Origin of the sequence: Thermonema sp. (genome assembly GCF_026003375.1) — a bacterium.
Taxonomy (GTDB): Bacteria; Bacteroidota; Bacteroidia; order Cytophagales; family Thermonemataceae; genus Thermonema; species Thermonema rossianum.
In genome coordinates, this window is record NZ_BPHD01000001.1 from 14,549 (window position 1) to 34,427 (window position 19,879).

Sequence of the window (19,879 nt, forward strand, 5' to 3'; positions counted from 1 at the left end):
CGGGCCCCCCGCTGTTATTTAAGAGGTCATCAATACAGGACGGTAGTGCTCAAGATTCTTAAGCGCAATGCCGGTGCCGCGCACCACGGCACGCAAGGGATCTTCTGCCACATGAATCGGCAGCTTGGTTTTCATGTGCAGGCGCTTATCAAGGCCACGCAACAGCGCCCCGCCACCGGTCAAATGAATACCGTTTTTGTAAATATCGGAAGACAACTCCGGCGGCGACATTTCCAGCGCCTTCAGCACGGCATCTTCGATTTTGATAATGGATTTATCCAGGCAGAAAGCAATTTCCGAATAACTCACTTTGATGACTTTTGGAATGCCGGTCATCAGGTCACGCCCACGCACTTCATAGTCATCGGGTGGGTTGTCCAGTTCAGCCAAGGCCGAACCTACCTCTATTTTGATTTGCTCGGCGGTGCGCTCACCAATGAGCAGGTTGTGTTGGCGGCGCATGTAGTCCAGAATGTCGCGGGTGAATACGTCACCTGCCGTACGTATGGACTGCTCGCACACAATGCCGGACAAGGCAATGACTGCAATTTCGGTGGTTCCGCCGCCTATATCCACAATCATGGAGCCTTCGGGCTGCTCTATGTCAATGCCAATGCCAATGGCGGCGGCAATGGGCTCATGAATCATATAAACCTCTTTGGCACCGGCATGCTCGCAGGAGTCCTTTACTGCACGCTTTTCTACTTCCGTTACACCGGAGGGAATGCAAACCACCATGCGATAAGAAGGCTGAAACAAACGCCGCCCCGTGTCTATCATCTTAATCATGCCGCGAATCATCAGCTCGGCAGCCGTAAAGTCGGCAATCACGCCGTCTTTTAGGGGGCGTATGGTCTTGATGTTGCTGTGTGCCTTTTCGTGCATCTGCATGGCTGTGCGTCCTACAGCCAGCACTTTATTGGTAGGGCGGTCGATGGCAATGATAGAAGGCTCATCTACAACAATTTTGTCTTTGTAAATAATCAGGGTGTTGGCGGTGCCCAGGTCAATGGCGATATCGGCAATAAACAGGTCTCTTAATCCCATAGTTAAATGCGTGATTTTAGGCGTCAAAGATATAAAAAAAAGCAATGGTAATAGCACTTTTACGAGAAAGTGCCAAAAAAGTAGGGCTAAATTTAGTAAAAAAATAAGAGTGCCGCAGAGGGCACTCTCACTTTGGCGAAAAAAAGCGCCTCGCGGCCGCTTTTTAGTGTTTGAAATGCCGGTATCCCGTAAAGACCATGCTCATGTTGTGGGCATCACAGAAGTCAATGGATTCTTGATCGCGGACAGAACCGCCGGGCTGAATAACGGCACGGATGCCTGCCTGCCAGGCTATCTCCACGCAGTCGGGGAAGGGGAAGAAGGCATCCGAAGCCATCACTGCCCCCTGCAAGTCGAAGCCAAAGTGGTTGGCTTTGGCGATGGCTTGCTTGAGGGCATCTACCCGTGAGGTTTGCCCTACGCCGCTTGCCAACAGCTGCTCGTCTTTTGCAAGCACGATGGCGTTGGATTTGGTGTGTTTTACCAGCTTATTGGCGAAAAGCAGGTCTTTGATTTCAGCCTCGGAGGGTTGGAGCCGGGTGACTGTTTTCAAGTCAGCGGCGGTTTCTACTTGTGCGTCGCGCTCTTGGCGTATGATGCCGTTCAGTACGGTGCGCACTTGCCATTGTGGCAGCTCTTGATGCTTTTGACGGAGCAAAATACGGTTTTTCTTGCTTTTAAGCAGTTGCAGCGCCTCTTCTTCGAAAGCCGGCGCTATGAGCACCTCCACAAACAGCTCGTTGATTTTTTCGGCTGCCGCTAAGTCGATAGGGTGGGTGCAGATAAGCACACCACCGAATGCCGACACAGGGTCGCCGGCCAGGGCGCGCTCATAGGCTTCGGCAACCGAGCGCCCGTAAGCAGCGCCGCAGGCATTGTTGTGTTTCAAGATGGCAAAGAAAGGGCGCGGGTCTTGGGCAAAATCGGCAGCCAGCTGGACGGCAGCGTCTATGTCAATCAAGTTGTTGTAGCTGAGCTCTTTGCCATGCAGCTGCTCGAGCATGTCTTGCAGCTTGCCGTGGAAGAAGCCTTTTTGATGAGGGTTTTCGCCATAGCGCAATGCCTTGCTTTCGCGTATGCTTATCTTCAGGCTGTCGCTGTTTTGTGTAGAACGGTTGAAGTAATGGAAAATGGCGGTGTCGTAGTGCGAGCTGATGTCGAAGGCTATGGTAGCCAGTTGTTTGCGCTGCTCCAGGGTGGTGTGCCCCTCTTGTTCAAGCAATAGGCGATACACGGTCTCGTATTGTGCTTGTGAGGGCACGATGACCACGTCGCGAAAGTTTTTGGCAGCTGCCCGAATCAGCGAGATACCGCCGATGTCTATTTTTTCAATGATATCGGCTTCACTTGCCCCGGAGGCAACCGTTGCTTCAAAGGGATACAAGTCCACCACCACCATATCGAAGGTGGGGATGTCATGCTTGTTCAGGTCTTGGCGGTCTGCTTCCAGATGGGTGCGGGCCAAAATACCACCAAACACCTTGGGATGCAGAGTTTTGACGCGCCCCCCCAAAATAGAAGGATAGCCCGTAAGGTCTTCTACCTTCTGCACAGGCAAGCCCAGTGATTCGATGTAAGCGCAGGTGCCACCGGTGGAATAAAGCTGTACGCCTTGCCGGTGCAGCAGCCGCAGCAGGTCTTCCAAGCCTTCTTTGTGATAAACGGAAATAAGGGCGGTTTGAACTTTCTTTTTGAGTTCCATGGCGTTCAATCTATCTTTTTTTCGTTGAGAGTTAGAAATACGTGCGATACTAAGCATGAGCAGCAGGAAGGCGGCGCAACAACGCTTCTACCACTTGGGGGTAGTGCCGGTGCTCCAAAGCATGAATTTGCTCGGCCAGCTGCTCCGGGGTGGTGCCTTCGGCAATGGGCAGGCGTGCTTGAAAGATGTGCTGCCCTTCGTCGTAGTGCTCGTTTACATAGTGAATGGTAATGCCCGACTCTTTCTCACGGTTGGCTATGACTGCACGGTGCACATGCATGCCATACATGCCCTTGCCGCCATAGCGCGGCAGCAGGGCAGGGTGTATATTTACGATGCGCTGCGGATAGGCTTCGATGAGTGCCGGCGGAATGAGCCATAAAAAGCCTGCCAATACGATAAAGTCTATTTCGTGTTGTTTGAGCATGGCGATCAGCTCGTCGGTTCGCTCATAAAGCAATTCACGGTCAATAAGCAAAAAAGGAACGTTCCACTTTTTGGCACGTTCCAGCACAGAAGCATCCGGTTTGTTGCAAACGATGAGCGCTACTTCGCCTACGTCGGCGGCTTGCTCTTTGAAATGGCGAATCAACTGCTCGGCATTGCTTCCACTGCCCGATGCAAAAACAGCTATTCGATGCGTCATGATGAATGGGGCTTTTGAGTCTGTAGAATTTTGTTTTGCAAAAGTATCAAAAAAATGTCAGCTCCATGACTTTCCGTCAATATATTTTGCGTGATATTGAACCAAAAAAACGATGAAACACACACGGATACTCATCTTGATGGTTTTGGCTTTGCTGTGGACACATGGCAGCTACGGGCAGTACTTGAACAAGCAACTGTGGGGGAGTGCTTCCCTTGCGGCAGGGGCGCAGCAATGGAGCGCGGATGCGGCAATTTTCAAAATGCATCCATTGTTTGGCACCTCTTGGCTGGAGGCAGGCTATGGTTTGCGTGCCACTTTCTTTTCAGGGAAAGAACGCTACTTTGAAACAGCGGATGCCTCCCTGCGTCAGGACGCCGCCAATATTGATTCCTTGTATATCGAAAGCGCTTCGGTGGGTGCACTCAATGCTTTTGTGCTCATAGAAGCCCGCCCGCTTGAGAAATGGCGCGTAGGCTTCAATATAGACCTTGGCGGGTTCAGCGTGGGCGGCCGGCGCAATGCTGCTTACCGCGCACAAGGAAGCAACCAAACGGTGCCTGTCAGTGCAAGCCCTACGGCATTCAATATTTTATTGGTGGGCGACAGGGATATAGGCACCTTAAATTCAAACTTTTACGTAACTTATGATATTGCCGGGCGGTGGCGTCTGAGGGCTGCTTATCAATATCTGTTTGTGGAATACACCACCGAAGCCCCACTCCGCAATGACAACGACCGTTTCCGTTACAAGGCTTCCATGGTAAGTGTGGCTGTCATCAAGCGGCTGTCTAAAAACTGAAAACTATGAAACCACTATTCAAAAAATATGGACTGTACTGCCTGTTGTTGTGCCTGCCTGCTTGGGCATGGGCACAGCCGGGTTGGAAGGTAGAAGACTACAGCATACACTTCAAGATAAAAAACGCCGGTTTTTATGTGGACGGCACGCTGAACGATTTGGAGGCATCCATTGCTTTCGACCCCGCCACACTGAAGGGAAAAATAGAAGCGAGTGTGGGGGTGGCCACCATCAATACCGACAACCGGACCAGAGACAAGCATTTGCTTTCTGCCGACTACTTCGATGCGGCGCGTTTTCCGCGCATCTATATGAAGTCCTACGATTTCAAGCGTGCCAAGAGTGGCAACTACATCGGCTATTTCTACCTGACCATCAAAGACGTGACGCGTCAGGTAACCGTGCCTTTTAAATTTGACGGAAAGACCTTCGACGGTTACCTGGAAATCAACCGCCGGGATTTTGGCGTAGGCGATAAAAGTTGGATATTAAGCGACATGGTAAAAGTATTTATCCGGGTCAATGTTTCAAGATTAAAAAATTAAATGCTTAATTTAATGAAGAAATAAAATTTTGTTCACTGAAACGAATGTTTTGATCTATGGTAAAATCGCCTTTACCGCAGCATTTGCCTTTGTTGATTGCCGAAACACTGCAGGAATTGTCGGCGGTGTTGAAACAACTGCCTTCCGGGTTTTACGGGCAGTCACTTCCGCTCTTGGAAGGCAACAGCGTGGGCATGCATGTGCGTCATATGATTGAGTTCTTTGAATGTCTGATAAAACAAGTCTCTGAAGGAAATATAGACTACGACTTGCGCGAAAGACAAAAGCATATAGAAGAGGACCGGCAGATGGCTCTGGCAGCCATCGAAAACATACGCACCCATCTGATGGGCATCACGGAAGACAAGCCCTTGCAGCTGAAAGCGCTGGTGCTGCCGGATGTGGAGAAAATAACGGTGCCAAGCACACTATTCCGGGAGCTTGTTTACAATCTGGAGCATGTCATTCACCATGCGGCTTTGATAAGGGTGGCTATTCTGCACTACTGCCCCGAAGTCAGCCTGCCTGCACATTTTGGCTTGGCGCCTTCCACTCTCAAGTCCCGGCAATATTCGTAAATTGCCGGAAAAACAGCTATGCGTTTAGATGTACGTTTATTGAACACCTTTGAAGGGCACAAAAGCAGTATTTATGCGCTGGCAGAAGAGGCCGATGGCGTCTTTTTTTCTGCCGGCGGCGATGGCATCGTGGCACAGTGGAATGTGCATGATCATGAGCGGGCAGTGATGCTGGCACGTGTGCAAAACCCCGTCTTTGCCATGTATGTACATCCACAAGCCCGCCAACTGGTGGTAGCCGAAAATCATGAAGGCTTGCACTGGATTGACCTGGCTCAAAAAAAGGAAATTGCATCACTGGCGTTAAGCAAAAAGCGTTTCTTCGATATACAACCGCTCGATGAACACCATCTGTTGGTGGCAGGCGAAGAAGGCGTGCTTTTTGTGGTGAACAGTGAAACCTTCCGTTGCGTTGAAAAAATACGACTTTCGCAAGACCGTCTGCGCAGCATCGCCGTGCACCCCCAACAGTCAGTCGTTGCCGTAGGGGGCAGCGAAGGCGTGATGTTTTTACTCGATAAAGCAAGCCTACAGCTAAAACAACGCTTTGAAGCCCACAGCGCTTCTATCTTTACCCTGCGCTTTCATCCTGCCGGCACTTATCTGCTCAGCGGTGGGCGTGATGCCCGTTTGAAAGTATGGGATGCAACCGCAGATTTTGCTTTAAAGCAGGAAATACCGGCTCATTATTACACACTGAATACGTTGGCTTTCCATCATCAAGGGGGCGATTTTGTAACCGGCAGCATGGACAAAACCATTAAGTGGTGGGACGGCGACACCCTGCGCCTCTTGAAAGTCATTGACAGGCAACGTTATCAAGGGCACAATTCCTCGGTGAATACCCTGATTTGGATGAAATACAAAAACTTGATTCTTTCTGCCGGCGACGACAGAACCGTGAAAGCATGGAAGATAAAAAGCCACGAATGAGGAATGTTTTCAAACAAAAAGCATCTACACTTGATTAGCTATCCGATTTATTGATATATTTGCGCAGTATTGAAACCATCCTAAAAAGAAACAATAATGTCTATAGCTGTTATTGTCGCTTCCGTTGCAGCATTTACAGTGGTTATTTTGCTACTGGTATTTTTGCTGCTGTTTGCCCAGTCCAAACTGGTGCCTCAAGGAAAAGTGAAAATCATCATCAACGGGGACAAAGAGCATCCCTTGGAAGTATCGCCCGGACAGTCGTTGCTGACCGCCCTGGCCACTTCGGAGAAAAAAATCTTCTTGCCTTCTGCCTGTGGCGGCGGGGGAACGTGTGCCATGTGTAAGTGCCAAGTATTGAGTGGAGGCGGGGATCTGCTGCCTACCGAAGAGCCTCATATCAACCGCAAACAGCGCGAAGAGCACTACCGCCTGGCTTGTCAGGTAAAAGTGCGCCAAGACATGGAAATACGCATTCCCGAAGAAATTTTCGGTATCAAGAAGTGGGAGTGCGAAGTGGTGTCGAACTACAACGTGGCTACCTTCATTAAAGAATTTGTGGTGAAGCTGCCCGAAGGTGAAACCCTCGACTTCAAACCCGGCGGCTATGTGCAGATAGACGTGCCCCCGATTGTGGTAGATTTCAAAGATATTGATATTCGTCCGCACCCGGATGACCCTGCCGGACCCGATAAGTTCCGCCCCGAGTGGGACAAATACAACATGTGGTCGCTCAAAATGGTCAACAAAGAGCCGCAATTCCGTGCTTATTCCATGGCGAACCACCCGGCAGAAGGTAACATCATCATGCTGAACGTGCGTATTGCCACCCCACCATGGGATAGAAAGAAAGGGGCTTTCATGGATGTGAACCCCGGTGTATGCTCTTCTTACATCTTCTCGCGCAAACCCGGCGATAAGGTAACCGTATCCGGTCCTTATGGTGAGTTCTTCATCAACCCCACTGACCGCGAAATGATTTACATCGGTGGTGGTGCCGGTATGGCGCCCTTGCGCTCGCATATCTTCCACTTGTTCCATACCGAGCGCACCAAACGCAAAGTATCTTACTGGTATGGTGGGCGTTCGCGTCGCGAGCTCTTCTATATTGACCACTTCCGTAAGATAGAAAAAGAGTTTCCCAACTTCCGCTTCTATGTGGCGCTTTCCGAACCGCTGCCCGAAGACAACTGGAAGGTGAAGAAAAACATAGATGACCCGGAAGGCGAAGGTTTTGTGGGCTTCATCCATCAGGTGTTGTATGAGCAATACTTGAAAGACCACCCTGAGCCGGACGAAGTGGAATACTACCTCTGCGGTCCGCCCCCCATGCTGGCAGCCGTTACCAACATGTTGCGTGACTTGGGTGTGCCCGAAGAGAACGTACGCTACGACGACTTCGGAAGCTGATAAAATACAAGCTGTTGCCTCTTGTTGCATCCCTTGTGCCTTGGGTACAAGGGATGTTTTTTATATATTCAGAAAGGAAAACCAACCAAGTCCGTTATGCAACCTATCAACTTCGAACCTTCTTTGTGGTGCACGCCCGTGCCCGGGGTACTGCTGCAGCACACCTATGAATTCGACGACCTCTTTCATAAGTTACATATTCATGGACGGGAGCACCCGGACCACCACCAAGTAGAACAAAGCGACATAGCGATTATAGGCGTGGGAGAGTACAGAGGTGGCTGCGCCGGCAGTGAAGGCATACAACAGGCAGCAGACACATGGCGTAAGTACTTTTATCGCTTGAAAGCCCATCGTAGCGAGTACCGCATAGTGGATTTGGGCAATTTGATTCCCGGCGACACACTCGATGACACCTATACCCACCTGCAGATGGTCTGCGAGCAGCTGCTGCGCATGAATACACTGCCGTTGATAGTGGGCGGCACCCACGATTTGCTGTATGGTCAGTTCCGTGCTTTCGAAAGGGTCGAGCAAATGATTACCCTTGCCAACATAGATGCCGTGGTAGATTTGGGCGAAGAAAAAGAAGCACCCTGCAAACAGCACCTTTATAAAGTGTTGATGCATCAACCCAATTACATTTTCGATTTTGTACAATTGGGGCATCAGGCCTATTTGAATGGCGCCAAAACACTGGAAGCACTCGAAAAACTGAATTTTTCGCTATTGAGCCTCGGACAAATGCGTAACGACTGGCTGGAAGTAGAACCATTTATTCGTGCTGCCCATCTGGTAGCCTTCGACTTGAAAGCCATGAGTACTCTGGCAGCGCCGGGGCACGGAGCGGGACATCTGTTCGGTCTTAGCGGTGAAGAAGCTTGCCACTTGGCTTGGTTTGCCGGCTTAAGCCCGCTCAACCGTTCGGTGGGCTTCTATGAGTTCAATCCGCAAAAAGACCCCTCGGGACAAACAGCCTTTTTGTTGGCAACCATGACTTGGTATTTTATTGACGGCTTCTATCGCCGGCGCCCTGTGGACTTCCAAAACGATGACTTTTTGCACTATCGTGTGCCTATTGGCAAAGGCAAGCATGCCTATGAGCTGCACTTCTACAAACAGCAAACCACAGATATGTGGTGGGTGGAAGTGCCCTATAGCCGGAATGATATATTTACCGAGCCACACTATTTGCCTTGCTCTTATAAAGATTATTTGCGCGCTTTGGAAGGCGAAGTGCCCGAGCGTTGGATTCAGGCTTCGGCAAAATTGCTATAGTCACTTTTAAGCGGGGTCCACATCAACTACTACCACCACCCGCCGGTAGTCTTTTTGAAGTGTCAGCTGCTGTATGCAGTAGGCTATGTACTTCTTGACGGCAGAAAGGTTGATACCCTGCCGTTCTATCTTTACCAATATGTTGCGCAGGTAGTAGTTTCTGACTTTATCGACCAATGGGACGTCGGGACCCAATACACGGGCTTTGCCCAGCTTTTTCTGCAGCAGTTCTACCAAGTCATGAGCGGCCGCATGGGCGAGCTCTTCTTTGGTATGTTTTACTTGCAGCCCGATAAGGCGCACAAAAGGGGGGTAGTTGTAGGTACGCCGTTCTTGCAGCTCTCTGTTTACCAACTGCTCATAGGCTTGTTGCTGCACGTCCAGCAGCACGGGGTGTTCGGGGTGGCGGCTTTGAATAATTACCTCACCGGCTGCTTCTTTCCTGCCGGCGCGTCCACTCACTTGTGTAAGCAATTGATAGGCGCGCTCATGAGCCCGGAAATCAGGAAAGTAAAGCAGTTGGTCGGCATCTACGATGCCCACAAGTGTTACTTTTTCAAAGTCCAGCCCTTTAGTAAGCATTTGCGTGCCTACCAGTATATCGATGTCGTGGGCTTCGAAACGGTCAATCAGTTTTTGGTAGGCGTCTTTGCCCCGTGTGGTGTCTAAGTCCATGCGCGCCACCCGGGCTTCGGGAAACAGCAGTTTGAGCTCGTCTTCTATCTTTTCAGTGCCGATGCCCACATTCTTCACCCGGCTGGAGCCACAAGCCCGGCAGGTGCCTTTTGCTCCTTGTTGGTGCCCGCAATAATGGCAGCGCAACAGACGCTCATGCATATGGTAGGTAAGGCTTACATTGCAGAAGCGGCATTTGGGAATCCAACCGCAATCTTCACAGCACAAATAGGGAGCATAGCCCCTCCGGTTTTGAAATAAGATGACTTGCTCCTGCCGTTCGAGCCGCCGGTGAATGGCTTCATACAATTCGGGGGCGAAGGAATACCGCAACCGGTTTTTCTTTTGTGCGGCGCGTAAGTCGCTGATGATGACGCGGGGCAGGCGGGCATTGCCGTAGCGTTGTTGCAAAGACACATAACCATAGCGCCCTTGTTGAGCATGGTAAAAAGTCTCTAAGGCAGGGGTAGCCGACCCCAAAAGCACCTTGGCGTAATGCAGCTTGCCCAGCATCATGGCTACGTCGCGGGCATGATAGCGCGGTGCGGGCTCGTGTTGCTTGTAGGAGGCTTCGTGCTCTTCGTCAACGATGATGAGCGACAGATTGTCGAAGGGCAGGAAAACGGCCGAGCGCACACCCACCACAAAGCTAAAACGCCCCGACTGCACCCCCCGCCATACTTCCACGCGCTCATTGTCGGAGAAGCGCGAATGATAAACGCCCATCTTGTCGCCAAAGATCTTGCGCAGGCGCTGCACAATTTGCGTGGTCAAAGCTATTTCCGGCAGCAAATACAAGACCTGTGAGCCACTGTCCAGTGCCTGTTGAATGAAATGAATATAAATTTCTGTTTTGCCACTGCCGGTAACGCCATGTAAGAGGGCAATGTCTTTCTTTTCTTCAAAAAAAGCATGCATGATTTGCCGGAAGGCTTCTTGTTGAGCCGGGCTTAGGGCAGGGAGGGGCTGTAGCTTGTGAGGGTCTATGGCAGCAAAGCGGGAAACTTCTACTTCAAACTCTTCAAATACCCCTTTTTTTACCAGCGCCTGAATGGCTGCCGGCTTGATGCGGGCATCGTTGGCATGCAGCGCCTGTTTTTCTACACCGGCTTGGTTGCGTGTCCAGTCGCGTAAAATACCGGAGGTCTCGATGTATTTGAGCAAGGCGTACCACTGCTGTGGGGCTTTCTTTTCTAAAGAAACCAGCAAATCGTTGAGCGCTTCTTTGTCGTTCAGCCAGCGCTCGGCCAGCCGCACTTTGCGTTGCCGTTTGGGCGTATAGCGTTCTTTGGCTTTTTCGAAAATATCTATCAGTCCTTTGTCTTGCAGCTCTTTTAAGAGTGAATAGAGCCGGCCGTTGCGTACTTTGCGGCTTAGCTCTTCATACTGCAGGGTGCCGTGCTCTTGAACAAGCTTTACAATACGGTGCTCTTCTTCGCTGAGCGAATGCGATTCAGGGCGAACGCCCGGCACAAGACTGATAAAAGACTGCGTGCTGATTTTAAGGGCAGAAGGAAGGGCGGCTTGTATGACCTCGCCCGGGGTGCACATGTAATAATCTGCCATCCAAGAAAAAAGAGACAGCTGCAGCTCATTGACAGTGGGGGTGTCGTCCAGTACTTCCAAGATAGGCTTGGGCGTATAGTGTTCCGGTGCTTTGTGGTGCAGATGGTGCACAATGGCCGTAAGCGTTTTTTGCTTGCCGAAAGACACAACCACCCGGCAGCCTGCCTGCAAGCGCGCCCGCTGCTCTTCGGGTACTTGGTAGGTATAAAGCTGCGGAAGAGGCAGAGGAATAATGACATCTGCATACAAAGCTTGTGTGTGGTTGCCCATAGCCTCTTCCGTGCTTTTGTTTTTTTTAGTTTTCCAACTCTATTTCGAACTGCACCAAATCTATAAACTCCTGTACACGTTCCTGTACTTCTTGTGGCGTGAGTTGCTCGAGGCGTTCGGTGCCAAATTTCTCTACACACAAAGAAGCCATGGCAGAACCATAGATAACAGCCCGCTTCATGTTATCGAAAGAAATATCATCACTTTCGGCCAGATAGCCGATGAAACCGCCGGCAAAAGTATCGCCGGCACCCGTGGGGTCAAACACTTCTTCGAGTGGAAGTGCCGGTGCAAAGAATACTTGGTTTTCGCGGAAGAGCAAGGCGCCATGTTCGCCTTTTTTGATAATAAGCGTATGAGGACCCATGGAGAGAATTTTTTTCGCTGCCTTCACCAATGAGTATTCTTGAGTCATTTGGCGGGCTTCTTCATCGTTGATGGACAGCACGTCCACCAGCTTAAGCGTTTTTTGCAATTCATCCCAGGCGGTTTCCATCCAGAAATTCATGGTGTCCATAACAATAAGCTTGGGGCGCTTTTTCAACTGCTCTATGACTTGCCGCTGAACCACCGGCGACAGGTTGCCCAGCATCACATACTCGCAGTCTTGATAACTGTCAGGCACAACAGGCTGAAAGTCGGCCAGCACATTCAGCTCGGTGGTGAGTGTGTCGCGCGAGTTCATGTCGATATGGTAGCGCCCTGCCCAGAAAAACGACTTTTCATTTTCTTTGACTTGCAAGCCTTCGGTTGCTACGCCGCGCTGCTGAAGCATGGCTATTTTGTCTTTGGGAAAATCGCCGCCTACCACCGATACCAACTTGATGGGACGATGAAAGAAAGAAGCTGAAAGAGAGATATAAGTAGCTGCCCCACCGATGATTTTATCGGTCTTGCCAAAAGGGGTTTCTATGGCATCGAAAGCAACAGAACCAACAACTAATAAAGACATAATTTCGCTTTTTATTTTTTGTTTGAGGAATTTCGACGTTCAAAAGTACGAATTGGATGGCGTTCGAATGGAATATTGGGGTCAAAAATTTTACGATAGGTGATGTGTTTTTTATGCACCTTGAAGTCCATGTCTTCCACAATACGACGCATGGGTGGGTTGAAATCGCCAATCCAGTTCAATTCTACCCACTCATAAGGAAAAGTTGGTTTTAAGGCTTCTGATTCAATGCAGGAGATGAGTGCCGCATCGATGCCCCGTCCTTGAAAGCGGGGCACTATGCCGAATACCAGGCCGGTCATGCGCTTACAATAGCGGCGCATATTCATTTTGTAATACATAAACTTGAGTTTTGCCCAGAAGTTGAACTTGCCATGTAAGTGCTTGAACAGCTCATTCACTTCGGGCAGCATCACCATCATGCCAATGGGGGTATCCCGGTAAAAAGCAAACCACACCAGGCGCTCGTCTATGATGGGCATGATGCTGCGCATCAGGGTGTAGGTCTCTGCCTCGCTAAGGGGGGGTACGTCTTCAATCACGGCAAAAGATTGATTATACACTTGCGTAAACGCGTGTACATAACTGTCGAGTTTCTTTTTGTTGAGCTTTTCGAAGCGGTAGGCTTCGTTGGAAAAAATGCGGTTGGCACGCGCATGCAAGGCGTCGTTTACGCTGCCTACCGGGCGGCCATAGGTGTACTGTTCAAAATAATTCTGAAAGCCGTAAGCTTCAAACAATCGTCGGTAGTAGGGGGGATTGTAGTTTTGCTGATAATTGGGCGGATGAAAGCCTTCTACCAAAAGTCCCCACCAGCGGTCCCGTTCGCCGAAGTTAATAGGCCCATCCATGGCCTGTATGCCCCGGGCTTCGAGCCACCGGCGGCAGGTGTCGAACAGACAATTGGCAGCCTCTTGGTTGTCAATGCAGTCAAAAAAGCCTAAACCGCCCGTGGCTTGTTTGTTGCTTAGCCATTTGGTGTGTTCATTGACAAAAGCAGCGACCCGCCCTATGGGCTTGCCCGTGTCATCTAAAAGCACCCAGCGTGTGCACTCTCCGTGGATATGTGCCGGGTTTTGCTTGGGGTCGAATACTGCTTCTATGTCCTTGTCCAAAGGACAAATCCAGTTGGGGTCTTGTTGATTGATGAGCTTGTGCGCGTCTAAAAATAATTTGACCGGCCGCTTGTCTTGAGGCTTTACCTCTAAAATTGTCATAAAAAAATACTTATTTAATTTTGCTTCGATAATATACGAAATAACTCTTGCATAAACTAAGTAAATAACAACAAAAACTGCAAGAGCGCCTGATATGTGTTGATTGATGGGGTGGGGGTAAAAGCAGCGTTTTGTTTTTTTTCGTGAAAGAATATGAAATTTATCGAAAATATTGGCAATAAATTGCTTGTGGTTTGTACGACGCCTGTGAGCTGCTGCTAACAAAGGCAACAGATAATGACACAAACAAGTGCCTGCCGTAAAAATATAATACCTTTGTTCTACGGGCAGATATTCCCTAACTTCTTGTTCCAATAAGACATCTACACCATAACTTGCATAGTCTGTGAATACACTTACCGGTAAAAACCACACGATGATAGAGTGGACCTCTGCCGAGGTACACAAAGTATTTGAACCGCTTTTGGTATCACCGGCCAAGCTTGGCTTGCCCGGCGCAGCTGTCCAACAGCTGCTTACCGATACCCGTAGTATTCAAAAAGCAGCCAATACAGTTTTTTTTGCCATTCCCGGTAAACATTATGACGGGCACCGTTTCATCCCGGAAGCCTATGCGAAAGGCGTGCGCCATTTTGTTGTGCAAAAAGAGTGGACGTATGACTATGCCGATGTGAATGTGTGGCAGGTGCGTGATACCGTGGCTGCTCTGCAGGCGCTGGCAGCGGCGCACCGTAGCCGCTTTGCCATTCCGGTCGTAGGCATTACGGGCAGCAACGGCAAGACCATAGTAAAAGAGTGGTTGTTTGCTTTGTTGGCACAAGAGTACTCCATTGTGCGCAGTCCTAAAAGTTTTAACTCGCAAATAGGCGTGCCTTTGTCTGTTTGGCAAATGCAGCCCTATCATCAGCTGGCTTTGTTTGAAGCCGGCATTTCGCAAAGTGGCGAAATGGAGCGCCTTGCGGCTGTCATTCGTCCTACAATTGGCATTTTAACCAACCTGGGGGCGGCTCATGACCGTGGCTTTCCCAACCGGCCGGCGAAATTGCGGGAAAAGTTGAAGTTATTTACTCATGCCCGTTGCCTTATCTACCCCAAAAAGCTGGAAGAGCTGTACCCCAAAGCATGGGAAAGCCTGCCGCAAGAGGTGTACCGGCTGTCGTGGGGAACACAAGCTACTGCAAATGTGCGCTACAAGCTATTGGAAGAGCGGAGCCAAGGGGTGCTGTTGTCTGTTTGCTATCAAGACTACGGCTTTCGCTTGTTCCTTCCTTTTATAGACGAGGCTTCCATAGAAAATGCTCTTTCGGCTGTTGCCTTTATGCTTTACATGGGATATAGCCCGCAGGTTATTGAAGCGCGGGTGCAGCGCCTGCGCCCCCTTTCCATGCGCATGGAAATGAAACAAGGCATACGCCACAACATCCTGATAGACGATTCCTACAGCAATGACATCGAAAGCTTGCATGTGGCTTTGTCGGTCTTGCAACAGCAGGCACAAGAGCGCCGCAAAGTGGTGATTCTTTCCGATATGCTGGAAACGGGCTTGCCCCATGCCGTGCTCTACCACCGGATTGCAGAGATGCTCGAAAGTGCCGGCGTACACACTTTTATTGGGGTGGGTGAGGGCATGTGTTTGCACACTTCCTTTTTCTCGAGCCTGCCGGAGGTGCACTGTTTGCCTTCTACACAGGCTTTGTTGAACAGCGACTTGCTGGAACAGCTGCACCACAGTCATATCCTGATAAAGGGGGCACGGAAATTTGCTTTTGAACAGCTGGTGCAACGGTTAGAACAACACCTGCACCGCACCGTGTTGGAAGTGAATCTCGACAAGCTCATGCACAACTATCATTGTGTGCGCCGCCGCCTGCACCCTGCCACACGCTTGATGGTGATGGTCAAAGCCTTTGCTTATGGTAGTGGCATAGAAGAAGTAGCCCGTATGCTTTCTTTTTTGCGTGCCGATTATCTGGCCGTGGCTTACACCGATGAAGGCATCCGTTTGCGGCAGCAGGGCATCACCTTGCCTATCATGGTCATGAATCCTGAACCCGGTGCCTTTGAGGCTTTGCTAGAATACCGCCTGGAACCTGAATTGTACAATTACCACGTATTGGAGAGCTTTCAGCGCCTCATAGAAGCCCGGGGCGAAAACAACTATCCGGTGCATATTAAAATAGATACCGGCATGCGGCGTTTGGGATTTGAACAAGACGAATGGAAGGCACTGGCTCAGTACTTGGCAGGGCAACAGATATTGAAGGTGCGTTCGGTTTTCAGTCATCTGGCAGCTGCCGACGAAGCCGGACAAGATGCCTTTACCCGCCGTCAGTTGCAACTCTTCGAAGAGGCCTGCAGCTATTTTCAACAAGCGCTGAACTACCCCTTCCTTCGTCATATCTTGAATTCGGCGGGCATAGCCCGCTTCCCGGAGGCGCAGTACGACATGGTGCGCTTGGGAATTGCTTTGTATGGCATAGACCCTTCCGGCACATTGCAGGAAGAGTTAGAGTTGGCTGCTCGCTTAAGTACCAATATTGCACAGGTCAAGCACATTCAGCCGGGCGAGAGCGTGGGGTATGGGCGTCGTTTTGTAGCCCGAAAAGCCATGCGCATTGCTACCATCAATATCGGCTATGCCGATGGCTTCCGCAGGGCATTGTCCAATGGCAAGGGGGTAGTGTATGTGCATGGAAAAGCCGCTCCGGTTGTAGGCAACATATGTATGGACATGTGCATGATTGATATAAGTGATATTCCGGAAGCCAAAGAAGGGGACAGGGTGGTGGTTTTCGAAAACCTAAGCCAACTGAATGAGCTGAGCAGACGCTTGGAAACCATCCCTTACGAAGTGTTGACGGGCATAGGAAGCCGTGTCAAAAGAATCTTCTACACAGATGCCTGAATAAGGGCACGCTTCGTTTTGAGGCACAATAAAAAAACAAGCCTGCTTGTTTGCCTGCAGGCTTGGTGATGGATACAAGAGCGCGAGACGGGATTCGAACCCGCGGCCCTCAGCTTGGGAAGCTGATGCTCTACCAACTGAGCTACTCGCGCTTGAACTAAACGCGACTTAATCAAAAAACCCACTTAGTAAACATACTAAGCAGGTTACTTTTACTTGGAGCGCGAGACGGGATTCGAACCCGCGACCTCAACCTTGGCAAGGTTGCGCTCTACCAACTGAGCTACTCGCGCTTGCCTTTTGTCCTTGATTGACGATGCAAATATAGCACAAGCTTTATGAATCGTGCAAATATTTTTTAAAAAATTTTTTACCGTTCAGTTGTTACTACTTGTTAGTCAAGTGGTTTTGTGTTAAAAAAATGATTGCTTTTTTTGAAGGTTGAGGGAGGAAGGGGTGGTAGAGATATGGCGGCTTATAAGCTAAGCGTTCAAATGGGGCAATGCAAGGCAAGAAGGATGAAAAAATAAAAGGGAAGCTTCGCGAAGCTTCCCTTTTGAGCGGAACGGACGGGACTCGAACCCGCGGCCTCCGGCGTGACAGGCCGGCGTTCTAACCAACTGAACTACCGCTCCGGCTTGTCGTTGATTGACGATGCAAATATAGAAAGCCTTTTCATACCGTGCAAGCCTTGAATTGTTTTTTTATCGGGGTAAATGTGTAATGATTTGAAACATAGAATACTACCATTGATAGTTACAAAAAAGTGAGAAAAAAGTTTTGATTTTTTATTTCCACTCGCTATGTTTGCAGTCGCAAAGGCAAGCAATGGTGGCGTGGCCGAGCGGTTAGGCAGGGGTCTGCAAAACCCCGTACGGCGGTTCGAATCCGCCCGCTACCTCGAGAGATACTTGTTAGGTGTCTTCAATCTATTTCGTGCATTCGTGTCTTACAGGCATGGATGCACTATTTTTTTCTTGCCATTGCATACTTTGTTTTGCCTTTTGCTTTGCATGGCTTTCGCTTAGTTTGCAGTGCAGGGCACACCCCCCCCCCCGAAGGGTTTTTCAGAAAACTCAGGCAAATAGAAATGAAAAAAGCGGGCATAATTGCCCGCTGCCGTGTGAAAAGTATAGGAGTTGTACTTAGCCCTGCTCCATGTACCGGGGCAGCGCTCCTTCGTATAATTCTTGCGCTTCGTGCACTTCCATCCACTTGTCTTTATCCACGATGAAGTGCTCCTTGATTACCTCACCTATAAGTCTGTATTCAACCCCTTTGCCCTCCATAAATTTTTCAAATTTCTTTTGATGAGTTGGCTTCACGCTAACTACCACGCGGCTTTGGCTTTCGCCGAAGAGATAAGCATCGCGGCGGAAGCGTTTGTCGGTGCGAATGCGGAAGCCCAAGCCTCGCGGCATAGCCGACTCAGCCAAGGTAACGAACAAGCCACCGTCGGAAACATCATGGGCAGAGCGCAGCAAGCCGGCGCGAATCAATTGTTTGATTACCTGCTGCACTGCCCACTCTTCATCTAAATGGAAGAAGGGGGCAGGCGAGGCCTCTACGCCATGATAAGCATAGAGGTATTCCGAAGAGGAAATACAGTTTTTGGGCGAGCCTATGAGATAAATCAAGTCACCGGCTTTTTTGAAGTCTAAGGTCATTTGCCACGCGCGGTTTTCAAGCAGCCCCAGCATGCCGATGGTCGGTGTGGGGAATACAGGTCCCTCTTCCGATTGGTTATAGAAGCTGACGTTGCCACCCGTGACGGGGGTTTCAAAGCGCTCACAGGCTTTTTTCATGCCCAAGATAGCATGCACAAACTGCCAGTACACTTCCGGGTTATAAGGGTTGCCAAAGTTGAGGCAGTTGGTAATGGCAATGGGCTCGCCGCCTGAACAAACAATGTTGCGTGCGGCTTCGGCTACGGCAATGGCTGTGCCTTGCTCGGGGTCGGCATGCACATAGCGGCTGTTGCAATCGACCGTAATGACAATAGACTTGTCGGTTTCTTTGACAGCCACTACCGCTGCATCCGAAGGAGCATTGGTCGATTGGTTGGCAGTGCCTACCATCGAATCGTACTGCTCATATACCCAGCGCTTCGAGGCAATATTGGGTTGCTGCAGTAAGAAACGCGCTACTTTTTTCAGGTTACGCGGCTCTTTGACTTGCGATATATGAAACTTCTTGTACTCTTGAAAATAAGCGGGCTCTTTGTATTCGCGATAATAAACCGGGGCGCCGCCACCCAACACCAGACTTTCAGCGGGCATTTTAGCGACCACATCGCCTTTCATGAAGAAGCGCAGCTCTTTGCTGTCGGTTACTTCGCCTATTTTGGCATAGGCCACGTCCCACTTGTCAAATATTTTTTCTATTTCTTTCTCTTTGCCCTTTTTTACCACCATGAGCATACGCTCTTGCGATTCGGAAATCAGGATTTCGAAGGGCTGCATGCCTTCTTGTCGGGTGGGCACTTTGTCCAAGTGAATATCCATGCCACTCTCGCCGCGGGCACTCATTTCGGCCGTGGAGCAAATCACGCCGGCCGCCCCCATATCTTGCACCCCTATCACATGACCGGTGGCAATGGCTTCCAGCGTGGCTTCCAGTAATAGTTTTTCCATGAAAGGGTCGCCTACCTGCACAGCAGGCAGGTCCTTTTCCGAGTCTTTGGTAATTTCTTTGGAGGCAAAAGAAGCCCCATGAATGCCGTCACGCCCTGTGGCAGAGCCAAAAATGTAAACGGGGTTGCCTTTGCCCTTGGCAATGGCTTTGGCTACACGGTCGGTGCGCACGACGCCGGCCGAGAAGGCATTGACCAACGGATTGGTTTGATAGCATTTGTCGAAAAAGATTTCGCCTCCTACCGTAGGTATGCCGAAAGCGTTGCCGTAGTCGCCAATGCCCTTGACCACACCACGCAACAGACGTTGGGTTTTGGGGGTGCTGATATCGCCAAAACGTAATGAGTTGAGCTGTGCTATGGGGCGTGCCCCCATAGAGAACACATCACGGTTGATGCCGCCCACACCGGTGGCAGCGCCTTGGTAAGGCTCAATGGCAGAGGGGTGGTTGTGCGATTCTATTTTGAAGCTGACCGCCCAGCCGCCGCCAATATCTACCAAGCCGGCATTTTCCTCACCGGCTTTTGCCAGCATGCGGGGCGAGTCTTTGGGAAGTTTCTTCAGCCACACAATAGAGTTCTTGTAGGAGCAGTGCTCCGACCACATGGCAGCATAGCAGCTCAGTTCCGTGAAGTTGGGCTTGCGTCCTAATATCTCTACAATGCGGTGATACTCTTCCTCGAGCAAACCTAATTGAAGGGCTATGTTGAGTAACTTATCTTCGGTTTGGGTGGCCATGGTGTCTTTCTGATTTTGTTT

14 protein-coding genes and 4 tRNA genes are annotated in these 19,879 nt (G+C 50.1%); 8 read left to right on the forward strand and 10 right to left on the reverse strand.

Features of this window, described 5'->3' with window-relative positions; genetic code table 11:
- Positions 1–18 precede the first annotated feature (18 nt).
- From QVE43_RS00085 to purN, 3 genes are all read right to left on the reverse strand, one after another.
- Complete coding sequence (locus QVE43_RS00085) at positions 19–1,047, reverse strand: rod shape-determining protein (protein WP_038030839.1); 1,029 nt, start codon at positions 1,045–1,047, stop codon at positions 19–21.
- 163 nt (positions 1,048–1,210) lie between these two features.
- Positions 1,211–2,749 carry a bifunctional phosphoribosylaminoimidazolecarboxamide formyltransferase/IMP cyclohydrolase gene (gene purH / locus QVE43_RS00090; RefSeq protein WP_288003609.1) on the reverse strand — a complete coding sequence of 513 codons (1,539 nt, stop codon included), beginning with the start codon at positions 2,747–2,749 and terminating at the stop codon, positions 1,211–1,213.
- Positions 2,750–2,798: 49 nt separating this feature from the next.
- Positions 2,799–3,395, reverse strand: a complete 597-nt coding sequence (gene purN, locus QVE43_RS00095) for a phosphoribosylglycinamide formyltransferase (protein ID WP_288003611.1) — start codon at positions 3,393–3,395, stop codon at positions 2,799–2,801.
- A gap of 112 nt (positions 3,396–3,507) precedes the next feature.
- On the opposite strand from purN, the gene QVE43_RS00100 reads away from it, so the two are divergent.
- From QVE43_RS00100 to QVE43_RS00125, 6 genes are all read left to right on the forward strand, one after another.
- Positions 3,508–4,197 carry a hypothetical protein gene (locus tag QVE43_RS00100; protein WP_288003613.1) on the forward strand — a complete coding sequence of 230 codons (690 nt, stop codon included), beginning with the start codon at positions 3,508–3,510 and terminating at the stop codon, positions 4,195–4,197.
- A 5-nt stretch (positions 4,198–4,202) separates the two neighbouring features.
- Positions 4,203–4,742 (forward strand): YceI family protein, encoded by a 540-nt coding sequence (locus QVE43_RS00105; RefSeq protein ID WP_288003614.1) that lies wholly within the window; start codon positions 4,203–4,205, stop codon positions 4,740–4,742.
- 56 nt (positions 4,743–4,798) lie between these two features.
- The gene (locus QVE43_RS00110; protein ID WP_288003616.1) at positions 4,799–5,320 is read left to right on the forward strand and encodes a hypothetical protein; all 522 of its coding nucleotides are present in this window, start codon (positions 4,799–4,801) and stop codon (positions 5,318–5,320) included.
- Positions 5,321–5,338: 18 nt separating this feature from the next.
- Entirely contained in the window at positions 5,339–6,253 is a 915-nt protein-coding gene (locus tag QVE43_RS00115; RefSeq protein WP_288003618.1) for a WD40 repeat domain-containing protein, read from the forward strand.
- A 96-nt stretch (positions 6,254–6,349) separates the two neighbouring features.
- The gene (gene nqrF / locus QVE43_RS00120) at positions 6,350–7,663 is read left to right on the forward strand and encodes an NADH:ubiquinone reductase (Na(+)-transporting) subunit F (RefSeq protein WP_288003620.1); all 1,314 of its coding nucleotides are present in this window, start codon (positions 6,350–6,352) and stop codon (positions 7,661–7,663) included.
- Positions 7,664–7,759: 96 nt separating this feature from the next.
- A complete protein-coding gene (locus QVE43_RS00125; RefSeq protein ID WP_288003622.1) occupies positions 7,760–8,941 on the forward strand; it encodes a formimidoylglutamase in 1,182 nt (393 codons plus the stop codon).
- Between the two features lie 6 nt (positions 8,942–8,947).
- Here the strand turns inward: QVE43_RS00125 and priA are convergent, their stop codons facing one another.
- Genes priA through QVE43_RS00140 form a run of 3 tightly spaced genes read right to left on the reverse strand, consistent with a single transcriptional unit; the run spans position 8,948 to position 13,621 of the window.
- The gene (gene priA / locus QVE43_RS00130; RefSeq protein ID WP_288003624.1) at positions 8,948–11,452 is read right to left on the reverse strand and encodes a primosomal protein N'; all 2,505 of its coding nucleotides are present in this window, start codon (positions 11,450–11,452) and stop codon (positions 8,948–8,950) included.
- Positions 11,453–11,477: 25 nt separating this feature from the next.
- A complete protein-coding gene (locus QVE43_RS00135) occupies positions 11,478–12,404 on the reverse strand; it encodes a PfkB family carbohydrate kinase (protein WP_288003626.1) in 927 nt (308 codons plus the stop codon).
- Positions 12,405–12,415: 11 nt separating this feature from the next.
- Positions 12,416–13,621, reverse strand: coding sequence for a hypothetical protein (locus tag QVE43_RS00140; RefSeq protein WP_288003628.1), 1,206 nt, complete (start codon positions 13,619–13,621; stop codon positions 12,416–12,418).
- A gap of 346 nt (positions 13,622–13,967) precedes the next feature.
- Between QVE43_RS00140 and QVE43_RS00145 the strand changes: the two genes are divergently transcribed.
- The gene (locus tag QVE43_RS00145; RefSeq protein WP_288003630.1) at positions 13,968–16,487 is read left to right on the forward strand and encodes a bifunctional UDP-N-acetylmuramoyl-tripeptide:D-alanyl-D-alanine ligase/alanine racemase; all 2,520 of its coding nucleotides are present in this window, start codon (positions 13,968–13,970) and stop codon (positions 16,485–16,487) included.
- 79 nt (positions 16,488–16,566) lie between these two features.
- Here QVE43_RS00145 and QVE43_RS00150 read toward each other — a convergent pair.
- From QVE43_RS00150 to QVE43_RS00160, 3 genes are all read right to left on the reverse strand, one after another.
- Positions 16,567–16,639: transfer RNA gene (locus QVE43_RS00150), tRNA-Gly, on the reverse strand.
- Between the two features lie 65 nt (positions 16,640–16,704).
- Positions 16,705–16,780, reverse strand: a tRNA-Gly gene (locus tag QVE43_RS00155).
- A gap of 268 nt (positions 16,781–17,048) precedes the next feature.
- Positions 17,049–17,122: transfer RNA gene (locus QVE43_RS00160), tRNA-Asp, on the reverse strand.
- A gap of 195 nt (positions 17,123–17,317) precedes the next feature.
- Between QVE43_RS00160 and QVE43_RS00165 the strand changes: the two genes are divergently transcribed.
- Positions 17,318–17,388, forward strand: a tRNA-Cys gene (locus tag QVE43_RS00165).
- Positions 17,389–17,632: 244 nt separating this feature from the next.
- Here QVE43_RS00165 and purL read toward each other — a convergent pair.
- On the reverse strand, positions 17,633–19,858 hold the full coding sequence (purL, locus tag QVE43_RS00170) for a phosphoribosylformylglycinamidine synthase subunit PurL (protein WP_288003632.1): 2,226 nt from the start codon (positions 19,856–19,858) through the stop codon (positions 17,633–17,635).
- Positions 19,859–19,879: the final 21 nt, after the last annotated feature.

What these genes read in the sequence shown, in the direction of transcription:
- QVE43_RS00085 (WP_038030839.1), bottom strand. Translation starts at nt 1,047, where the DNA reads ATGGGATTAAGAGACCTGTTTATTGCCGATATCGCCATTGACCTGGGC.
- purH (WP_288003609.1), bottom strand. Translation starts at nt 2,749, where the DNA reads ATGGAACTCAAAAAGAAAGTTCAAACCGCCCTTATTTCCGTTTATCAC.
- purN (WP_288003611.1), bottom strand. Translation starts at nt 3,395, where the DNA reads ATGACGCATCGAATAGCTGTTTTTGCATCGGGCAGTGGAAGCAATGCC.
- QVE43_RS00100 (WP_288003613.1), top strand. Translation starts at nt 3,508, where the DNA reads ATGAAACACACACGGATACTCATCTTGATGGTTTTGGCTTTGCTGTGG.
- QVE43_RS00105 (WP_288003614.1), top strand. Translation starts at nt 4,203, where the DNA reads ATGAAACCACTATTCAAAAAATATGGACTGTACTGCCTGTTGTTGTGC.
- QVE43_RS00110 (WP_288003616.1), top strand. Translation starts at nt 4,799, where the DNA reads ATGGTAAAATCGCCTTTACCGCAGCATTTGCCTTTGTTGATTGCCGAA.
- QVE43_RS00115 (WP_288003618.1), top strand. Translation starts at nt 5,339, where the DNA reads ATGCGTTTAGATGTACGTTTATTGAACACCTTTGAAGGGCACAAAAGC.
- nqrF (WP_288003620.1), top strand. Translation starts at nt 6,350, where the DNA reads ATGTCTATAGCTGTTATTGTCGCTTCCGTTGCAGCATTTACAGTGGTT.
- QVE43_RS00125 (WP_288003622.1), top strand. Translation starts at nt 7,760, where the DNA reads ATGCAACCTATCAACTTCGAACCTTCTTTGTGGTGCACGCCCGTGCCC.
- priA (WP_288003624.1), bottom strand. Translation starts at nt 11,452, where the DNA reads ATGGGCAACCACACACAAGCTTTGTATGCAGATGTCATTATTCCTCTG.
- QVE43_RS00135 (WP_288003626.1), bottom strand. Translation starts at nt 12,404, where the DNA reads ATGTCTTTATTAGTTGTTGGTTCTGTTGCTTTCGATGCCATAGAAACC.
- QVE43_RS00140 (WP_288003628.1), bottom strand. Translation starts at nt 13,621, where the DNA reads ATGACAATTTTAGAGGTAAAGCCTCAAGACAAGCGGCCGGTCAAATTA.
- purL (WP_288003632.1), bottom strand. Translation starts at nt 19,858, where the DNA reads ATGGCCACCCAAACCGAAGATAAGTTACTCAACATAGCCCTTCAATTA.